General features: G+C 36.3%; 17 protein-coding genes and 1 pseudogene. 9 read left to right on the top strand and 9 right to left on the bottom strand.

What is annotated here, in order from left to right:
- Window positions 1-313: 313 nt before the first annotated feature.
- Both hutP and hutH read left to right on the top strand, forming a co-directional pair.
- Window positions 314-751: a hut operon transcriptional regulator HutP gene (gene hutP / locus J2S08_RS15755; protein ID WP_307231164.1), complete on the top strand. Its 438-nt coding sequence runs from the start codon at window positions 314-316 to the stop codon at window positions 749-751.
- Between the two features lie 135 nt (window positions 752-886).
- The gene (gene hutH, locus J2S08_RS15750) at window positions 887-2,401 is read left to right on the top strand and encodes a histidine ammonia-lyase (protein ID WP_307231161.1); all 1,515 of its coding nucleotides are present in this window, start codon (window positions 887-889) and stop codon (window positions 2,399-2,401) included.
- A gap of 70 nt (window positions 2,402-2,471) precedes the next feature.
- On the opposite strand, the gene J2S08_RS15745 is transcribed toward hutH, so the two are convergent.
- From J2S08_RS15745 to J2S08_RS15735, 3 genes are all read right to left on the bottom strand, one after another.
- Window positions 2,472-2,948, bottom strand: coding sequence for a thioredoxin family protein (locus tag J2S08_RS15745; protein WP_307231160.1), 477 nt, complete (start codon window positions 2,946-2,948; stop codon window positions 2,472-2,474).
- A complete protein-coding gene (locus J2S08_RS15740; RefSeq protein ID WP_307231158.1) occupies window positions 2,949-3,377 on the bottom strand; it encodes a disulfide oxidoreductase in 429 nt (142 codons plus the stop codon).
- A 174-nt stretch (window positions 3,378-3,551) separates the two neighbouring features.
- Window positions 3,552-3,881 carry a hypothetical protein gene (locus J2S08_RS15735; protein WP_307231156.1) on the bottom strand — a complete coding sequence of 110 codons (330 nt, stop codon included), beginning with the start codon at window positions 3,879-3,881 and terminating at the stop codon, window positions 3,552-3,554.
- Between the two features lie 292 nt (window positions 3,882-4,173).
- Between J2S08_RS15735 and J2S08_RS15730 the strand changes: the two genes are divergently transcribed.
- From J2S08_RS15730 to J2S08_RS15710, 5 genes are all read left to right on the top strand, one after another.
- Window positions 4,174-4,578, top strand: a complete 405-nt coding sequence (locus tag J2S08_RS15730; RefSeq protein ID WP_307231154.1) for a GntR family transcriptional regulator — start codon at window positions 4,174-4,176, stop codon at window positions 4,576-4,578.
- Window positions 4,560-5,426: an ABC transporter ATP-binding protein gene (locus tag J2S08_RS15725; RefSeq protein ID WP_307231152.1), complete on the top strand. Its 867-nt coding sequence runs from the start codon at window positions 4,560-4,562 to the stop codon at window positions 5,424-5,426. The genes J2S08_RS15730 and J2S08_RS15725 overlap by 19 nt, the downstream gene beginning before the upstream one ends.
- A complete protein-coding gene (locus J2S08_RS15720) occupies window positions 5,410-6,033 on the top strand; it encodes an ABC-2 transporter permease (RefSeq protein ID WP_307231150.1) in 624 nt (207 codons plus the stop codon). Before J2S08_RS15725 ends, J2S08_RS15720 begins: the two co-directional genes overlap by 17 nt.
- 421 nt (window positions 6,034-6,454) lie before the next feature.
- Window positions 6,455-7,783, top strand: a complete 1,329-nt coding sequence (locus J2S08_RS15715) for a Na+/H+ antiporter family protein (protein ID WP_307231149.1) — start codon at window positions 6,455-6,457, stop codon at window positions 7,781-7,783.
- Window positions 7,784-8,102: 319 nt separating this feature from the next.
- Window positions 8,103-9,014: a cation diffusion facilitator family transporter gene (locus tag J2S08_RS15710; RefSeq protein ID WP_307231147.1), complete on the top strand. Its 912-nt coding sequence runs from the start codon at window positions 8,103-8,105 to the stop codon at window positions 9,012-9,014.
- Window positions 9,015-9,409: 395 nt separating this feature from the next.
- Here the strand turns inward: J2S08_RS15710 and J2S08_RS15705 are convergent, their stop codons facing one another.
- Entirely contained in the window at window positions 9,410-9,850 is a 441-nt protein-coding gene (locus J2S08_RS15705; protein ID WP_307231145.1) for an Hsp20/alpha crystallin family protein, read from the bottom strand.
- Window positions 9,851-10,280: 430 nt separating this feature from the next.
- Between J2S08_RS15705 and J2S08_RS15700 the strand changes: the two are divergent.
- Together J2S08_RS15700 and J2S08_RS15695 are read left to right on the top strand one after the other, a co-directional pair.
- A pseudogene (locus J2S08_RS15700) lies at window positions 10,281-10,445 on the top strand (hypothetical protein); the annotation flags it as partial.
- A gap of 397 nt (window positions 10,446-10,842) precedes the next feature.
- Complete coding sequence (locus J2S08_RS15695) at window positions 10,843-13,359, top strand: NEW3 domain-containing protein (protein WP_307231143.1); 2,517 nt, start codon at window positions 10,843-10,845, stop codon at window positions 13,357-13,359.
- Window positions 13,360-13,655: 296 nt separating this feature from the next.
- On the opposite strand, the gene rpe is transcribed toward J2S08_RS15695, so the two are convergent.
- The 5 genes from rpe to J2S08_RS15670 all read right to left on the bottom strand — a co-directional run bounded on the left by rpe (window position 13,656) and on the right by J2S08_RS15670 (window position 18,420).
- A complete protein-coding gene (rpe, locus tag J2S08_RS15690; RefSeq protein ID WP_307231168.1) occupies window positions 13,656-14,297 on the bottom strand; it encodes a ribulose-phosphate 3-epimerase in 642 nt (213 codons plus the stop codon).
- 579 nt (window positions 14,298-14,876) lie between these two features.
- Window positions 14,877-16,043, bottom strand: coding sequence for an iron-containing alcohol dehydrogenase (locus tag J2S08_RS15685; protein WP_307231141.1), 1,167 nt, complete (start codon window positions 16,041-16,043; stop codon window positions 14,877-14,879).
- 291 nt (window positions 16,044-16,334) lie between these two features.
- Window positions 16,335-17,657, bottom strand: coding sequence for a PTS galactitol transporter subunit IIC (locus J2S08_RS15680; protein WP_307231139.1), 1,323 nt, complete (start codon window positions 17,655-17,657; stop codon window positions 16,335-16,337).
- 12 nt (window positions 17,658-17,669) lie between these two features.
- Complete coding sequence (locus J2S08_RS15675) at window positions 17,670-17,954, bottom strand: PTS sugar transporter subunit IIB (protein ID WP_307231137.1); 285 nt, start codon at window positions 17,952-17,954, stop codon at window positions 17,670-17,672.
- Window positions 17,955-17,970: 16 nt separating this feature from the next.
- Window positions 17,971-18,420: a PTS sugar transporter subunit IIA gene (locus J2S08_RS15670; protein ID WP_307231135.1), complete on the bottom strand. Its 450-nt coding sequence runs from the start codon at window positions 18,418-18,420 to the stop codon at window positions 17,971-17,973.
- Window positions 18,421-18,432: the final 12 nt, after the last annotated feature.

Raw genomic sequence — 18,432 nt, 5'->3', positions numbered from 1 at the left:
GAAACTCGCCATGTAGTTGGTATTTTCTCTAGGGGTAGGGACTACCCTTATAGCTTGGTAAATATAGATAGCTAACAAAAGTATCTAGTTCCCAAAAAGCTCCCACTTTAATCAGACCGCAAGGTCGATAAGTGGTGAGTAGTTCACTGATTGGCTGTATCCTGCTTAAAGTATCACCTCATCCTTTAACACGTTAATTTGTTATTTTACTAAAATTTCCAAAAACAAGTTGCGTCATTTTATGATAGCGTTTACAATAAAGTGAGTGATTAGTAAATAGTATTTTTTCAAGATCAGAATGAGGTTATGTTGGATGAGTCAAAACATCTTAATTGGTAAAATAGCAATCTTGCTTGCTTTATTAAATGAAAATGAACGAGAGCCTTATGAATCTCAATTACAAGGTGTTAAATATTGTCAAGGAAAAGTAGGCGCGATGAGCCTTGAAAAAGTGATTACAGCTGTAGAGACTGCTGCGAAGCGCCATCAAGTGATTCATGAGGATATTTATCGAGAAACACATTCACTATACCATGCTATTTTAGAAGGACTAGAAGGAGTATCAAGGGGACAGCTTGTGATCGGTGACATGAAACGAACAGTCGGGCTTCGCTTTGCAGTTGTTCGCGGCCAACCCTATAAAGAAAAAATGGAAGGCGAGTGGCTGGCAGTTGCTTTTTATGGAACGATTGGTGCGCCCATAAAAGGATTAGAGCACGAAACAATGGGCCTTGGTATTAATCATATATAAAAATGTCATTGCCGATAGTGACTAGTTGTTAGAGGGCGATGGTGGCTTATTTTATATGCCATCATCCCTTTTTTTGTCCTTAAAAATTACCAAATGTTTCACTAAATTTATTCAAAGTCGAGGGAGGAAGCATTCATGATCGCATTAACAGGAAATTCATTAACATTAGAGGAAATTCGCCGTATCTGTTTTGAAAAAGAACGTGTCAACATTGCTAAAACGAGTATTCAAAAAGTAGTAAAAAGCAGAGAGGCTGTCGAAAATATTGTTGCAAAGCAACAAACTATTTATGGAATCAATACCGGTTTCGGAAAATTTAGTGATGTGATCATTCCGGAAAAAGATGTGGCCGATCTTCAACTTCATCTTATTCGCTCACATGCTTGCGGCGTAGGAGATCCATTCCCAGAAATTGTTTCCCGGGCAATGATTTTATTGCGATTAAATGCTTTATTAAAAGGATTTTCTGGTGTTCGTTTTGTTGTGATAGAGAGGCTGCAGCAGCTATTGAATGCTCACATTCATCCTGTTATTCCTCAGCAAGGTTCGCTGGGAGCTTCTGGCGATTTAGCGCCATTATCTCATCTTGCCCTCGTTTTAATAGGCGAAGGGAAAGTATATGATGGTGCACATATTCGTCAAGCACGAGAAGTTTTGAAGAGGGAAGGCATTGAACCGATTATGCTGGAGGCGAAAGAAGGACTTGCACTTATTAATGGTACACAAGCAATGACCGCAATGGGAGTAATTAATTATTTAGAAGCGGAGCAGCTTGCGTTGCAAAGTGAATGGATAGCAGCAATGACGATAGAAGGGCTGGAAGGTATTATTGACGCTTTTCATCCAGCAATCCATGAAGCTAGAGGTTATCCCCAACAAATAGCAGTTGCAGAGAGGCTGCGTAATCTCTTGCATGATAGCCGGCTCGTTACATCCCAAGGAGAAAAAAGAGTCCAAGATGCTTATTCGCTTCGTTGTATTCCCCAAGTTCATGGTGCGTCTTGGCAGGCGCTTGATTATATAAAAGAAAAACTAGAAATCGAGGCAAATGCAGCGACAGATAATCCGCTTATCTTTGAGGGAGGAAAGGTCGTTATTTCCGGCGGAAACTTTCATGGACAGCCAATTGCCATTGCAATGGATTTGATGAAAATTGCAATGGCCGAGCTTGCAAATATATCAGAACGTCGTATTGAGCGCCTTGTAAACCCGCAGTTAAATGACTTGCCGGCTTTTTTAAGCACAGAACCAGGGCTGCAATCTGGGGCAATGATTATGCAATATGCCGCGGCAGCGCTTGTCTCAGAAAATAAAACACTTTCCCATCCTGCAAGCGTGGACTCGATTCCATCGTCAGCAAATCAGGAAGACCATGTAAGCATGGGAACGATTGCTGCCCGCCATGCATATAGTATTATTCAGAATGTCCGCAACGTTCTCGCCATCGAATGCATTTGTGCAATGCAAGCTGTTGAATACAGAGGGATCGAAAAAATGGCATTAAAAACACGGAAAAAATGGGAGAGATTACGCCAAACAGTGCCATCTATCAAGAAAGATCGCATTTTTTCAGAGGATATAGAAAAAATGTCTCGTTTATTAAAAGAACAACTTGATTATGGCAGCAGTACCGTACATCCTAAAACCTAATATATTAAGCTCACTCCTGTTGAATATAGGGGTGAGCTTAAATCCCCACTGATGGAAGTTTCACTTTATATCAGCTTTTGAAATGGAAAAATTCGGTGTATGCTGCTTTATCTTGCGTTCCAACTAAGCGTCTAACTTCTTTTCCATCTTGATAGTAAATGATGGTAGGAGTCCCTTTCACATTAAATTCCTTTGCGGCTTCTTTAAATTCTAGTAAATTTAGTAAATAGAGTTTAATACCTTTATCTTTTCCTAAAGGTACAATAATAGAAGTTGTTTCTTTGCAATGATGACAAAGAGGACTATAAAAATACACTGTGATATTTTCTTTTTTTTCGAGTTCTGTTTTTAAAGATGATGGTGTAATGATATTGTCATATAGAGGATCATCTAACTGTAGGAGTGTTGCTGCATGAAGTTTATCTTTATGATATAATTTTTTCCCTTTTGTATCATTGCTATTAGGCCATAGAAATAAAAATAGTACTCCCAACAAGATAAATAATCCAATAAATAATAGAGTTAGTTTTTTTATTTGGCTGGTCATTTATACAATCTCCTTTAAGGATCTTCGTATATATAAACTTGAAGTCATGATTAAAAAAAATGCGACTGAAGCTAGAAATGGTATCGTGATAAAACCACCAATATTCATAATTTCTGTATAACAATCTGTATCTCTGCAAAAATTGCTTGTCTGTAGATAAGGGGTTTTTTGTATAATAAAATGGTATAAAGAAAAGCTCATACCTAATAATGAGAGTATGTAAATGTATAGATATTGATGATACTCTCTCTTTAAAAAAGCAACTAAAGAAATAATAAAAATCGGATACATAAAAATTCTTTGAATCCAACACAATTTGCAAGGCTCATAAATGAGTATTTCTGAAAGAGCAAGGCTCCCTAATGTTGCGATAAAAGATACAGCAATGATAAAAAGGAGAAGTAATTCAAGCTTTTGAACATTTTTCATTTTTTGTCTCCAACTGTATTTATTTTACAAACTATGGTTTAATGCTTCTAAATAGGATATAATAGTAATAAAGCTTTAGTCCGTATATGGACTAAAGCCAAGTAAATAAGTATTGTTTTCTCAATAGTGCGATGTATAAAAATAGGTTTCCCGCATGAAATCTATTTTTATACATTAACCAATGACGTCACACACCAACTTCGTAGTAGCATTTGAATCTCCATACGTATCGCAGAATTTTTTAGCTCCCCAATCTAGCAGTTTTTCAGCGAGCCAAGATAATCCTGCAGCCGCGAGTACTCCAGCAGCCCATACAAGAATTGGGGCTACAGTAGTTTCTGCTTTTGGTACATCACCCTCACTTACATCATCATTTGCCTGTTCAGTAACTTGATCTGTAAAAGAGGCCGCTTCAACAACTGATTTTGCAAATGAACCAGTAAATACCCCGAAAGTCAAAGTAAATGCCATTAATACCATAAAAACCTTTTTAATCATGTCCATATGTCACCTCCCTTCTCCGTTTCGATCATATCACTCTCTTTTATCATTTACTAGATAATTGTTAAAAGATGTTAAAAATGAATAAATCATCCTACAAAAAGACGAAAGATTTTGTCGAATTATCTCTTTATTTGTCTAATGAATAGGGTCTTGTGCATATTGTATATATCAATATACACACGTATAATATTCTAGGTAGAATTAAGAGAAAGCAGCAGTTTATTTTGATTCCCGCTCATTCATTTTTCACTAATTGTATTTTAGTATTGCTACTTGTAAATGAGGCTGCGAAATGAATATCTTACTATCAAATAACTCAAGAATACCGCTATATCTTCAAATTGAGCATCAGATTAAGCAAAAGATTTTAGAAGGCTCTTTAAAACCTGGAGAGAAGCTGCCTTCAATGAGGGCTTTAGCTAATCTTTTAGAAATTAGTATGATTACAACAAAGAAAGCTTACGAAGATTTAGAAAGAGAAGGTTTATTAAAGACTTACGTTGGAAAAGGAACGTTTGTTACGGAAGAAGTTCATGATTTAAGTGATTTGAAACAAACCCAAATTGAAGACCTGAAGACAGAAATCAAAAGATATATATTTGAGGTGAAAAATTTGGGTGTTAGTAAGAAGGACCTCATCAGTTGGATTGAGGAATACTACGATCAGGAGGGCAGCGAATGTATGCGATTGAATTAAAAAAAGTCAATAAACAGCGAAAAAATTTTTCTCTCAAAGACATTGACTTAAAAGTTCCTGAAGGATTTATAACGGGTTTTATCGGACCGAATGGTTCAGGTAAGAGCACACTCATTAAGATAATTATGGATGTGGTAAAACCCGATAACGGAGAAGTTATGATATTCGGACAGCCTAATGAAAAGTATTTACTAAGAGAAAAAATCGGATTTGTATATGACGAATTTTTTATGTATGAAGAATTATCATTAAAAGAGATAAAAGAAAGCATTTCTCCTTTTTACAGAGATTGGGACGATCATTTGTTTTCAGAATACATAGAGATATTTAACCTTCCAATAAACAAAAAAATGAAACATTTTTCAAAAGGGATGACGATGAAAGCTTCCTTAACATTGGCTTTAGCACATCATCCGGAACTCATTATCATGGATGAGCCTTCTTCTGGCTTAGACCCATTAGTAAGAAGAGAATTTTTGAAAATTATAAGAAACCTCATGAGATCAGAAAATAGAACAGTGTTCTTTTCAAGCCATATTACATCAGATTTAGATAATTTAGCTGATTATATTGTACTTATTTCGAATGGGAAAATTGAGTTTAACAAAGATATTGAAGAAATGAAAGAAAACTATCATTTAGTGAAGGGGCAGGAAAAAAGTTTTTCCGAAGATTTAAAAAACAGTTTAACTTGGTGGGAGTCAGTAGAGGGGATATGTACAGGATTGTATGAAGGGAAGATAGCTGACCTTGATTTAACAGGTCATTTTTTAGTGGAGAAGCCAACTCTTGATGATATCATGTACAACATTATAAAAGGGAGAAATCAGTATGTTAAAAATGATTAGGAAAGAGTTTCTCGTTAACATAAGCTATCTTTGGTTTATGCTCGTATTTTTTATTATCTTTTATGCATTTAAATTTTCTTCACAAATGGCATTAATGTTCATTGCAATGGGAGTTATTATTAATTCTTTTTATTATGATGAAAAATCGAAAGCGGAGATATATTATGCAAGCCTGCCTATGAAAAGAAATAATATGGTGCTGGCAAAATATCTTTTTATTATCTTATTCTTTATTAGCACTGCTCTATTGATTTTCCTACTGGATTTTTCCTTATACGAACTGTTGAGTGATTATTTAGGTCGCAATCGTCTAAATGTGATTTACCTAGCAGCAACATTATTTATTATATTGCTATTCACAGCAATGCTGCTGCCATTTTTATACCAATTTGGACTGATGAAAGGAATTGTATATTTCGGATTATTTTTTACCATCGTCTTTAGTCTATTAATGTTAAAAAAAGGTACATTTGAAACTGCATCTGACCTGGTGATGAAGCTGTTTTCATATAATCCTATTGCCATACCTTTTGCTTTCATTATTGTCTTGATGACTGTCTCCTATTTTATTTCAATCATGATCTATCGCAAAAAAGACTTAGATTAATATTTACAGTCAAATCATTTGGTCTAAGTAAACACTTTTTTGTGATTCAGTAATAAAACGATTTTTTCTTCGCATTTTTCATAGCAATAATTTTCTAACTCAACCTTCATTCTTATCATTCATTTATTGTATCCAAACGAAATACGTACTCGAAGTGCGAATCTACTGCTCTAAAGTAGGTAGCTTTCACCTCTAGAATAGTAATGGCCAATTAGAAATTCATGTAGGTTGCGTTCTTTTTCTATAAAAGGATGAATAACGTGATAAATGAATAAACTCATGCATAACTGAAATAAAGAAGTGAGAGTATATTCAGCCGCTGAAAATGAACATCATACCAGATAATTCATAAACCCTGCCAGCAAATTCTTTGATACAATAAAGTAATGAAGTTACTTTAATGCAGGAAAGAGGTTGTGAAATGCTAGGAAATGCAGTATTGATTAGTGTAATGGTGATGGTCTTGCTCAGTTTGCTAAGAGTGAACGTTATTTTTGCCATTTTAATTGCAGCGATCACAGCAGGTTTAGTATCTGGTATGGGCTTCACGGACACGATTAATGTACTTGTTTCGGGAATGGGAGGACAAGCGAATACAGCATTAAGTTATATTTTACTTGGAATGTTTGCTGTCATGATAGGCTTATCCGGCATCACAAACATACTAGTGAATAACATGATGAGGTTGTTTCAAGGAAAGAAAATAATTTTAGTGATGACATTAGCAGGCATTGCATGCTTGTCACAAAATGTTATTCCAGTCCATATTGCTTTTATACCGATTTTAATCCCACCATTGCTTACGTTATTTAATCATTTGAAGCTGGATAGACGTGCAGTAGCATGTGCTTTAACCTTTGGTTTAAAGGCACCATATATGACAATTCCAGTTGGATTCGGACTCATTTTTCAAGGGATCATACAGGCGGAAATGGAAGCGAATGGCATGTCGATTGCTTTAAGGGATGTCACCTTATCAATGCTTATTCCAGGGATTGGAATGGTAATTGGTCTTTTCATTGCTGTATTTATCACTTATCGCAAAGATCGGGTTGTCCAAGAAGCAAATGAATTTGATATGGCGGAGATGAAAAATACAAAAGAGCGAAAGGATCATTATAAAGGGCAAAGCTGGAGCATACAGCATACAATGACAATCTTTGCTATTATTGCTGCTCTCGGTATTCAACTTTTAACAGAGTCGCTTGTTTTAGGTGCATTAGCAGGCATTATCTTTATGTTTTTAACAAGAGTTGTGAAAACAAATGCAGGTGATCAAGTTGTGAAGGAAGGAATTGGAATGATGGGGATGATTGCTTTTGTCATGCTTATTGCATCTGGTTATGCGACAGTGTTAAAGGAAACTGGCGCTGTCGATGAATTAGTGAAGAGCACATCGGAATTAACGGGGAATTCGCCATTTATCATTTCACTTGTCATGCTGTTAGTCGGTTTAGTCATTACAATGGGGATCGGTTCTTCGTTTGGTACCATTCCTATTCTTGCAACGTTATATGTACCTATATGTTTTGCGGCGGGACTTTCGCCTTTAGCTACTGCTGCACTGATCGGAACTGCTGGCGCACTAGGCGATGCCGGTTCTCCTGCTTCAGACAGTACGCTTGGACCAACTGCAGGGCTTAACGCAGATGGAAAACATCATCATATTTGGGATACTTGTGTTCCAACATTTTTACACTACAACATCCCGCTTATTATTTTTGGGATGATCGCCGCACTTATTTTGTAAATACGGCCTGATCATATTATGGAGGGAGCTGGCTCATAAATGGGGCCAGCTTTTATTGCCCTTGCACAAGTTTTTTTAAAGACGTTGTTCACCTACTTTTTGTCAGTGGGTTGATGGAGGTTGCACTTTATTAGTTGAATGAATAGGAAATACTACGGTTAGAATTAATTATATTATTTTCCCTATGGAAAAATATTTGCACTATCATTAGGATGTTTTGTTTGACTTAAAATCGTAGCTAAAGCTAAAAACGTTGCTGTAGACCCACTCAAACCTCGTTTGATACGATTATGAGTGAGAGAAAGGATGGTGATTATTTATGAAAGAAAGTACACGTCAAATTGAGTTTGCAACTTGGGTGGGAATCGTTGTCAATACTCTTTTGACGATTATGAAAGGGGTTATCGGCTTTGTAGCTGGAAGCAAGGCGCTGTTAGCAGATGCTGCCCACTCGGCATCAGATATTGTTGGCTCTATCGTCGTCTTATTTGGTGTTAAGATAGCATCAAAACCGCCGGACGAAGAGCACCCATATGGACATGGCAAAGCAGAAAACATAGCTTCCATCATCGTAGCACTCTTACTAATCATCATCGGGGTTGAAATTAGTCTTTCTTCTATCAAAGTGTTTTTTGGAGAAACACCAAACATTCCAGGAAAGTTGGCACTCGTAGCAATCATCATCTCTATCCTCGTAAAAGAAGCACTCTTTCAATATAAATACTTCTTAGGCAAAAAATATAACAGTGCTGCATTAATGAGTGAAGCTTGGCATCATCGGTCTGATTCTTTATCTTCAATTGCCGCTTTATTTGGAGTTGCTGGCGCCATGTTAGGAGGCTATTTTGAACTTCCTTTTCTTCTATACGCAGATGCTGCAGCTGGCATCCTCGTCTCAGTCATTGTGATGAAGGTTGGCTATTCTTTAGCTAAGGAATCTTCTCTCGTGATGATGGAGCAAGTGTTAAACAAGGAAGAGATCGAAAAATTTGAACAAACCGTTCAAAATGTAGATGGTGTACTAAGAATTGATCAGATCTATGCTCGTAAGCACGGCCGCTACGTTGTTATTGATATAAAATTAAGTGTGAATCCGCATCTTAGTGTGGAAGAAGGACATACAATCGCAAAGGCAGTGAAACAAAAACTGCTGGAAAAACATCAGGAAATAAAAGATGTACTTGTACATTTAAACCCATATCACGATCATAAATTAAACTATCGAGTATAGGATAAGGGTGCGATCTCGATTTCTTATCAAAATGTTACCCTTAACGAATGAGTTGGAGGAAATGTTAAAAAGCAACGTTTCACATTGTGTAGTATCAGTTTAGTGAAACCATCGATTTCTTAACTAAATTTCAAGAATGCACTATTTAAAGATTAAGTTGGAGTATCTAAAGAAATCTTCAACTGGGGTAAATGAATATACAAATTTCAAAAAAGATTTTGTTAAAAATATCTTTAAAAAGAGAACAGGCTGACTGTGATCATCTTTACAGAAGCCTTTTTATATAGAAAAGCCAGTATATATGCAATAAAAACGCTTGGACAGTATCCAAGCGTTCTTGTGTGCCATTTCTATTGTGTTTTTCACCAATATTTTATGTCTTTTTATTCGTCTCATTAATGAAATTCGATATCAATGGCTTTTCGCTGTTCGTTCATTCGTTTTGGCATGTGGATCTCTAGTACACCATTTTTATATGTAGCTTTCACACCTTCACTTGAAACGCTCGTAGGCAATGATACTGTTCGTTTAAAATGACCAACCATTCTTTCCTGACGATGCATTTGTTCTTGTTTTACATCACGAGTATGTTGGATGGTGCCGCTTAGCATTAACAGATTAGGTTCAATTTCAATTTTGACGTCTTCCTTTTTTTCCAGACCTGGAATATCACACGTTACAATCACTGCATCCTCTGTTTCATGGACATCCACTCTTGGGCCTCCAAATCTTTCACCTATTGCAGAAACATTTTCTGGAAGATCGCTAAAAAACCGATCGAATTCACGTCTAAACTGATCTAAATAACGAAATGGTTCATACGGCATTAATGGCATATTTATCACCCCTGTATATATTTTCAAACTTATGTTATCCATTTTTTGAAAATATATCCGGCATTTCATGGAAGCAACTGTTTGTTTTCCTTCTACCTTACCATTGACTAATATCATTTTTATAATTACAACATTAAATAATTTAAAAATAAGAATAAAAGCATAAAAAAACCCCTGTCTCCATTGAGCATTCCAGTTCCAGTACCAGCAGTGCATATGGAGAAGCGCTGACTGCGAATGAGCTGATTCATAACACTCTTTAGAGATATTGTTGATACAGAAGATAACTTGCAGTTGCATTTATATCGAAGTTTTGAAAACAGCGCGCGTGTATTCCGCTAAATGTATGCGGTGATGATGACGATAAATGAAATAAGGAACGTATAAAAGAAATGTCATCTAAAACTAGTGTGATGATACAGAACTTGTAGATATACTAGCGAGAAATTATCAGGTGCCATTTAGAAAAGCTCATACTATTGCAAAAGAAACATGCAAATTAGAGGGAGAATTGGTTGATTGCACTTTAAAAGAAATCAATCAAATGATCCAAACGGTGGAAAAGATGTCGATTAACAGAAGAAGAGTGGCATAACATCAATTCCCCAACTTATTTCATAGCAGTGAGAAGCATTTTAATGCGGGCCGAATTCTAACGAAGCTGGCCGGATGATCGCTGCGCGCAAATTATTGAACAACTTGCAGAAAAGAAACAGCAGCTCGTTAGTTTTCAGCTGTAAGCAAGCCGTATACGCCAACATGATAGAAATGAAGTGAGCATGTTTCCACTTCTATTCATAGAATGTCTGTTAAATAAGATTTACAAGACCAACATCAGGTGACTTTAGCAGCAAAACATGGCACAAAAAGAAAGCGTTTTAATCGTATCGAAAGAAAGTGAAAGCGATTAATTGAATTGAACAGGAAAGGAGGTGAGCATTAATCACATTTTCATCAATAAGCATTGACAACAAAAGAAGGGAGAAAGAAAAATGAAAAAATGGTTCTCTATATTTGCTGTATTGCTTCTTACTGTCGCCCTGTATCCTAGTATGTATCGAGCAGATGCAAAAAATGATGAAAAGCAAAAGATAGAATTGTGGAATGCTGTAAAACCATTGGAAACAACTGTTGTTTTCTTAAATACAGGTGCACACCCAGACGATGAACGCAGTGATTTTCTCGCATATTTATCTCGCGGTCTTGGTGTGAAAACGTCCAGTCTCATTGCAAATCGCGGCGAGGGCGGCCAAAATGAAATTGGCCAGGAGCTTGACAATGCTTTAGGTATTATTCGTACTCGAGAAATGATCGAAGCAGCAAAAGTAACTGGGGTAAAGGCATACCATTTAAGTGAGACAACTGACGATCCTATCTATGATTTTGGTTTTTCAAAAACACCAGAGGAAACGCTTGAAAAGTGGGGAGAATCGGTAGTATATGAGCGTTTTATCCGATTTATCCGCACGTACCAGCCGGATATCGTAATGCCATCTTTTCGCGATGTAGATACACAGCATGGACACCATCGGACAATGACCATTCTTTCGTTAAGAGCCTTTGAAGATGCCGCAGACCCAGCTGTTTTTCCTGAACAGTTAGAATCAGGGTTGCAGCCATGGCAAGTGAAAAAGCTGTATTTACCTGCTGAAACCGAAGTGCAGACATCGACAGCAATCGAGATTGGGCATATTGATCCGATTTATCAACAATCATATCCACAAATCGGTGAACAATCTCGCTACTTGCATAAGAGCCAAGGAATGGGAAAAGACATTCCAGTTGAACCACGCACGGTGAATCTCGAATTAGTAGAAAGCATCTATTCAGAAAAAGCGGATGACGAGTTATTTAAAGGAGTGCCATACCACTTTGGTGAATGGGCAAATATCTTGCCTCATGAAGAGCAGGAATTAGCGGCATCATTAAAAGCACTACAATCCAGTTTAGAAAAAGCCGTACATGCTTATCCTCATCATGATCAAGTATTAAAAACTGTACACGAAGCACTAGTTGCTTTAAAAACTGCTCAGCTTCAAACAGAGGGTTCCAAGCTGGAAGAGGCGATAAAAAATGAATTGCTTCATAAAATGATGATAAAAGAAGAACAATTGAATATTGCTAGTTTAGCAGCATCACAGCTTGAAGTAAAAACGAATGTAGAAACGCCTGCGTTAACAAGAGGCGGCGAAACAGTTGTGACCGTGACAGTAAAAAATAATGGTAATGCAGCATTAGAACATCTGTCAGTTGAATTAGACGCACCAGCAAATTGGGATGTAAAAGGAGAGAAAGACGAGGGATTACTAGAAACTGGGCAGGAGAGAAACTGGGAATTCAACGTAAAAGTACCGAATGATGCATCATACTCTCATGCATATGATGCACCGCTTATTCAAGCAAAGCTATCCTACCAATTTGAAAAAACAACGGCTCAGCATCGATTTATTCCGACTGAAACGGTTGCAGTTTTACCAGCATTAAGCTTAACCGTAAATCCTGATAATATTGTCGTTAATACGATTGATGTGCCAGATAAAATACCAGTAGCAGTTGAAGTGAAAAATAATCAAATAGGAGCAGCAAAAGCAAGCATCCAATTGCAAGTTCCAGATGGATGGACGCTTGCACAAGAACAAATAGATGTAGAATTTGAAAAGCATCGTGAAGAAAAAGAAGTTGTTTTTACAGTAAAGCCGCCAGCTGATATAAAAGCAGGGACATTTTCCATTGAGGCAATTGCTATTGTAGATGATGTTGTTCAGAAGGATACTATTCAAGAGATTAGCTATGATCATATTGGAACGTTTTATTTTGCTTATCCAGCAAAAGTAAATGTCGTTGCATTTGATTTAAAAATCCCCAAACATTTAAAAATCGGCTATATAGACAGTGGCTTTGATAAGGTGGCAGAATCATTAGAACTTGCAGGATTTGATATAACAAGTTTAACAGAGTCAGACTTAACAAACGACCTGAGCAAATATGATACGATTATTGTCGGCATCCGCGCTTACTTATCAAGAGAAGATCTGCTTAAAAATAATGAGAAGCTGTTGGAATATGTAAAAGATGGCGGTCATGTTGTGATGCAATATCATAAACCAGCTGATAAGTGGGATACTAAGAAGACAGCGCCATACAAGCTGGAGATTGGGAATCCTTCCATTCGCTGGCGTGTGACAGACGAAGAATCAGCAGTAGAGATACTGCAGCCAGAGCATCCATTATTCCATTATCCAAATGAAATTACGGAAGCTGATTGGAGCGGATGGGTACAAGAACGTGGTCTTTATTTTCCGATGGACTGGGATGACAACTATGAAACATTTGTCAGCATTGCAGACCCGAATGAAGAACCGTTCACTGGTGGAATCTTGTTAGCGAAGTATGGAAAAGGAACATACCTTTATACGAATTTAGTATGGTATCGACAAATTCAAAGCCAAGTACCTGGAGGATATCGTATTTTTACTAATTTGATTAGCTACGGCAGTCATGATTCATAGGTATGATGAAAGGGTCTTTCCATAAAAAGGAGAGGCCTTTTCAAGTTGAAAATTTTACTTCAATATATGCCCGGTAAAGATGATCAACTAGGATAAAAAACACGCATCCGTACAGGGATGCGTGCATGCTGTGGTTGAGTTGACTAAATTATTGATTTTAAAAAAACGGAGATCTGCCATTACTGTTTCCACATCGGGTGCTGTCGCATTTACAAACGCTAACTATGTTTTTTATTTATATTTACCTTAGTATATCTAAAGTTCTATGCAACATCTTACCTAATAGAGGGGAAGTTTTATACATTTTTTAATAGATTAATAGCTTTTTTCATATCTCTCTTAAAGATATAGGAACCGGAAACTAATATATCAGCCCCCGCCTCTTTACACAACTTTCCAGTTTCCAGATTGACACCACCATCTACTTCAATTTTAAAATCTAGGCCTTGATCTCTACGCCACTTACTTAGCAGCGAAATTTTTTCAAGCGATAGAGGATGAAAATCCATTCCTCCAAAACCTTCATCACAAGTCAGTAAAAGTACAACATCTATTAAATCCAAGCAATTTTCTATTGCATTAATCGGTGTTTCCAGTTTTAAAGCTAAACCAGCCTTAAGACCACTATTTTTTATTTGCAATAACGTCTTTCTTAAAAAAATAGTGCTTTCTGGATGAATCGTAATAATATTGGCTTTTGTTTTAATATATTCATCTATTATGCGTTCTGGTTTATTGACCATTAAGTGTACATCTAAAGTCAATGACGTTATTTTACGAATCTCTGAAACAGTGGATGGCCCCCAAGTTATATTGTCAACAAATACGCCATCCATAATATCAATATGAATAAAATTCGCATCCGCACTTTCTAATCGTTTAATATCCCTTTCCAAGTTCAGAAAGTCAGCACTTAAAATAGAAGGTGATACAATCACCAATTTCACTCACCTTTCTGTTAATTAGTACTAGATATTACCTTTTTAACATATGTGTTGTAGGCAACCCCAATGTTAATGCAGAGTCTAACCCTATATATACTTCTTTTCCACTGAAATACCTGTTAAATTATTTTTTCGTAGCATCTGAGATTGGTAGTAGTCCTTCCACTATAATTTTTACAATACGAGGGAATGTACCATAATGGCTACTACACCCATAAATAAATAAATAAATTGGCTCTATCGACGAAGTTATAACCCGCCAACAAAGCTAGTATTGTACCATGTGCAGTGCCTATTATAACTGGGTCACCAAACATACCAATACGTTGCTGTAAGTGTGACAAGTCAAATATTGCATCATTTAAGAATGGAGTACGTTTCTTGATTCCTTTATAGTCTGATTTTTTTAGCAATAAAGTGAAACTTCCATGAGTGGGGGTTTTCTCTCATCCCCCACTCATGGTTAGTTGAACCAATCGGACATTTACTGGCAGTTATCCCCCACCTAGACTTCTTCGATTCCTCTTACTCCCCGAGGTGGGGGTCTTACTGCCAGTTAGATGTGGGATAAAACTAAATAGCTTGTTTAAGGATGTTATATATATCCTGTCTTGTCATTTTACGAGGATTTGGAACCATATATTGTTGATCATTAAATGCTATATCTGTTAATAAATCTATCTTGGAATCATCTACGCCAATTGCTCTTAACTTTTCAGGTATGCCAACCTCTTTCGTTAAATGCTTAACATGTTCAATTGCGGCCTTTGCAGCATCTTCAACAGATAATCCATCAATATTTACACGTAAGGCTTCTGCAATATGAGAGAATTTAACAGGATTAGCGATCCAGTTATACTCTAGTATATAAGGAAGAAGAATAGCATTAACTATACCATGCGGAGCATCATATTGTGCTCCTATCGCGTGAGAGATTCCATGTACCATCCCAAGACCTGAATTTGCCATGCCTAAACCAGTACTTGTACTTGCTAGTAACATTGCATGCATAGCTTCTACATTTTCACTATTGGCTGTTGCTTGACGAATTGAGTTTCCAATCACTCTAACTGCATGAAGGTTTAACGCATCTGTTACATGTGAACTCCAATTTGATACGTATCCCTCAATAGCATGTGTAAGTGCATCCATTCCTGTGGATGAAATAAGATGACTTGGCATATTTTTAAGTAATGCAGCATCAAGGAAAGCAACTTCTGGGAATAAATCTTCACCAAATACTAGTCTCTTCGTTTTTAAATCATCTTTATTATCTGTAAAAACTGCGGCATTCCCACTTTCGCTTCCTGTTCCAACAGTTGTAGGTACTGCAAATATAGGTAAAGTGTTATTTTTATATAAATCGAATCCAAAATAATCTGCAATTGAACCGCCATTTGCTAAGAGTATAGAAAGTCCTTTAGCAGTGTCTAGTACACTTCCCCCTCCAACTGCTAAAATTAAATGAATACCGTTATCTTTAAAAGAATGAAAAGCTTTATCAGTCATTTCCACACATGGATTTGGTTTTACTTCATCAAATATAATCGTTTTGCAACTTGGTTGTACTTCCGCTAATACTTGATTTAAAATACCTGCATTCTTTATGCCTTTATCAGTAATAACAAGAATGGTACTTGCTTTTATCTTTTTTATTTCCCCGGATAGTTCCTTCATACTCCCTGCTCCAGAAATTAATTTAGTCTTGGCATTAAAAACAGTTGTATTATATACGCTCATTTCATACTCCCCTTTATATACATTTTTAGAATTATATGCCTATAATAGAATTTTTCTACCCGAGGATTCCTTCAAACTTTGATCATATCTTTTAGTTCATGCAATATAATCCTTTTTGGACTGAATGTATTTCTCAATAAAAACATACTCATCAGGTTGATGTGCTAATTTTTCATCACCAGGTCCGTAAAAAATGATTGGTATGTCCGTAACGAAAGAAAATATAGAAGAAAGTCAGCACTCAGGATAGAGGGTGAAACTAACACTGTATACACTCACTTTCTTTATATATTAAACAGCTTTCTGGCTGGCTGTGACTTTTTTAACATAAAGACCGATAGGAATTGTGATAATAATTAGAATAACAATCCCAATAACTCCGAAACTACCTAATTTTGCAATGATCAAATCAAAAATATTACCATTCCAAAGAGCAGTTGTTTCACCTTTGATGCCTACAGCGCCACTGTTAGCTGCAAGTTTTGTGAAGTATTGAGCAAACCAGGTTGAAATATATAGGATGATGGCCATATTAATAACACCACTAATAATTGTTTTTAAGATATTACCCTTATGGATAATCGTTGCCATACAAGTAAAGAAAGCAGCAAATGCCAAATCACCTAATGGCAAGACCTTATTACCAGGTAAAATTACAGCTAAAATCAAGGTAACGGGAATTAACATCGTACCAACAATTTGTGTGGTTGGTAAACCTAGCGTTAAAGCAGAGTCTAAACCAATAAAAACTTCTTTTCCTTTAAAATGTTTATTAAAGAAAATTTTGGCTGATTCCGAGATTGGTAGTAATCCTTCCACGATAATTTTTACCATACGAGGGAAAAGTACCATAATGGCTACTACACCCATAAGTAAATTGGCTCCATCAACGAAGTTATAACCCGCTAACAAGGCTAGGATTGTACCAAGTGCAGCGCCTATTATAACTGGGTCACCAAACATGCCAATACGTTGCTGTAAGTGTGACAAATCAAGTTTTGAATCACGTAGGAATGGAATGCGATTGTAAATTTTATCTAAAGCAGTGAAAATCGGGACAGTACTTGCCGCATATCCTTGTGGAATTGAAATTCCTTCAACACCAAGCGCTTCTTGGACCTGATTGGCTGAATAATCGGCTGATAATAGGGACCACGTTGCTTGAATTAAACTTGCTCCCATCGCTATTACAATACTACCAGTCATCAAATGAACGACAGCACCTGTAAAAGCGTAATGTGAATAATTAAAGATATCAATATTCATTGTTTTAGTAAACCCAATTACTAACAGTAGTACGTTAAGAATAAAAACTGCAGGAATAATTAGGGCACCTACAACAGATGAGAAAGCAACACCTGCAGCAGCACCTGAACCTATATCTATAACTGTTAAGTCAATTGAAAAGCGTTCGACAATTTTACTAACAGCGGGTTCTAATGTATTTGATATTAAAGAAATTGCTAAATTTAGTCCAATAAAACCTATACCTACGGTAATTGCGCTACGGATAGAACGTAACACTCCTTGGCCCAAAGCAATACCAATGACAATTAATACAAGTGGAACAAAAACTGTTGACCCCAAAGATAAAAAGTAGTCTATAATTCCCACAATTACTCCTCCTTATTTTGAAAGTATTTGAATAATTTTGTTCTTTGTTTCTTCTTCGTTCATACCAATTAAAAATGAAGTCCCTATAACAACAGGTGTCTTATACTTTGTTTCATCAACTTTCATAGAAGTGACAAACAAGTCTGCATTACCATCATGCGAAGATAACTCATAAATTTGTGATTGAGTTATTGAATACTTGATTCCTGTCCCTTCTAAAGTATTTTTTACTTTTTCTAAAATCATCGTGGAAGTTGCTAAACCTGCCCCACAAGCAACTACTATTCTTTTTTTCATTTTGCATTCTCCTTTTTTAATTAATGTAATATTGCATTAATGACAGCAATTCAGATTGAGACTTAACATCTTGAATCTCTTTAATAACCTTTTGTTCTTGTAGTAAAGTACTGATTTTTTGCAGTATCTCTAAGTGTGTATTGCTATCGTTCAAAATCAGGCCAAGAACCAAGTCCACCTCGATTGGTTGTAAATCCTCTAGATTTTTGAATGTAATTGGTTCTTTAGGTTTAATCACCACCAGTTTTTCTGTGTTGGAAAAAACCGCTTCTGTATGGACAATGGCTACATTTAGGCCGCTTAGTTTTAATCCAGTTGGGTATTCCTTTTCACGTTTTTTAATTGCCTCTCTAAAACCTTTCGTTACGTAATCTTTCTTTTCGAGTTTATCTGCCATAAAATCAAAAAGCTGATCTTGATTAACGAAAGGTAGGTTATAGAAAACTAAGTCTTCTTCTACATACATGTGTTTGTCCTC

The sequence above is a fragment of the Bacillus chungangensis genome, from assembly GCF_030812995.1.
Taxonomy (GTDB): Bacteria; Bacillota; Bacilli; order Bacillales; family Bacillaceae_C; genus Bacillus_CF; species Bacillus_CF chungangensis.
Note: the sequence above shows the minus strand (reverse complement) of the source record. Positions and strands in the feature narration are given on the sequence as shown.